The following is a 1,696-nucleotide window of genomic DNA, read 5'->3' as shown; positions in this document are numbered from 1 at the left end:
CCCCAAATCATTCATACCTCTCTCAACTAGATGTAACTTACAAAACCCCTGACCTCATGAGCCACTTTCTTCCTCCTCATGAGGCCAGTTTTACTTTCTGCTGTTCCAGTATCATTTTTCCTCGCTAGATTTCCTCAAAAGGGCATACTCCTCCCTTGGTGCGTCACACGATTTTTTCATCTCGACTGTTCTTTAATGTATCATTAACGACGCTTTTCTTCTAGGTGGTTCATAAGGAACAGGAAGATTCAGGTTGACTTTTCTAATCCTAGAATAAAGTGCTGAAAACAATTCGGAATAGGCATATAGACTAGACAATTTGAGGAGCTGCTTGCGTCCTGTTCGAACACATTTTCCTACCACGTGAAGAAAAAGATGGCGGAAGCGTTTGATTGTTAAAGTTTGGAAGTCACCTCCAGCTAGATGTTTGAGAAAAAGATAGAGATTGTAGGCGATACAGCTCATCATCATACGAACTTCGTTTTTGATTAAGGCTGAACTATCCGTTTTATCACCAAAAAATCCCTCCTTCATCTCCTTGATGAAATTCTCGGCTTGACCACGTCCACGATAAAGCTGAAACTGGTCTTGGCTTGTTCCACTCGTCATATTTGTAACGAGAGAAATAACATCGTAGAACAAGTTTCCTTCTTTTCGTTCAGAGAACTGGCAGACACGACGCTTGTGCGACCAAGATCCTGCTTGATAGAGAGTTTCTGAGTAGGCGGAGTGGGGCAAGATGGTTAAGTCCTCATCCTGTGGGCAAGGGATCCAAGACGGCTCAGAACAGTATTTTTCTTGAGTTTTATGAGGTAGTATTGCCCTGTTTTTTCAATTAAATCGTATAATTTTGGGGTCGCAAAGCTACTATCCATTCGAAAGAGAAGTTGATTAAACCGTTCTAAAACAGGTGTGATAAAGCTGTCTGCCTCTTCAGAACAATAACGATTACCAGGACGAAGCTGGGCATTGAAACAATAACCTGTCTTCCCCTCGAAAGCATAAAGAGGATGATAGCCATGAGCACGATAGTGGGCGTTATAAGCAACACCTTCTTGCTTGCCATAAGTTGTGAAATGGGTAGAATCGATATCTACAATGAGTTGGTTTAGCTGGTGAAACTGTAAAAAGAATTCGACCAATTCAAGGTTGAGGCATCGCAAACTATGGACTGTTTCCTCGTCAGTTCTGGAAAGAAAACGGGATAAGGTTGGCTGTGAAGCAAGCTGCCCTCCTTCCAACAATTTTGGAAAGTAGGCATCAGCTGACAATTCTTTACAAGCATAGTCCGTTCCATAGCCTGTTAACAGTTGAAAGAGGAACTGGACAAGGATATCTGAATCCGAATAACGACAGTAGCGGCGTTGGTCATTCGTTACTAAATACTTAGAAATCCGCTCTTTTAGTTTCAACTGGGAAAAAAGTTCCTGAAAAAAGATAAGACCACCATACTGGGTTAAATGACCTCCATCGAAAGATAGTTGGTAAAAAGACTTGTTTTGGAAGTGATGATTTGGTAAACTGTTCATGTGAGTTTCCTTTCTTTTTGTGTTTTTTTCTACACTTATACCATAAAGGGGAAACTCTTTTTTGTCTAGTAAAAAACACCCATTGGGTGAAAAAAGAAACCATCCAGGATCTAAGCTAAGGCAAGGATTCTGGAGGGTTTTTAGATTAGGGGTGAATAATTGGGGTT

The 1,696-nt window shown here is 41.0% G+C and carries 1 pseudogene; it reads right to left on the bottom strand.

The features are described 5' to 3' along the window. Nucleotides 1-192 precede the first annotated feature (192 nt). Nucleotides 193-1,529 (bottom strand): annotated as a pseudogene (locus B4W83_RS11530) (IS1380-like element ISSpn5 family transposase). Nucleotides 1,530-1,696: the final 167 nt, after the last annotated feature.

The organism is Streptococcus pseudopneumoniae ATCC BAA-960 = CCUG 49455, from assembly GCF_002087075.1.
In the GTDB taxonomy this organism is placed as follows: domain Bacteria; phylum Bacillota; class Bacilli; order Lactobacillales; family Streptococcaceae; genus Streptococcus; species Streptococcus pseudopneumoniae.
The sequence above is the reverse complement of the archived record's forward strand: the minus strand, read 5'-3'. Positions and strand labels throughout refer to the sequence as shown.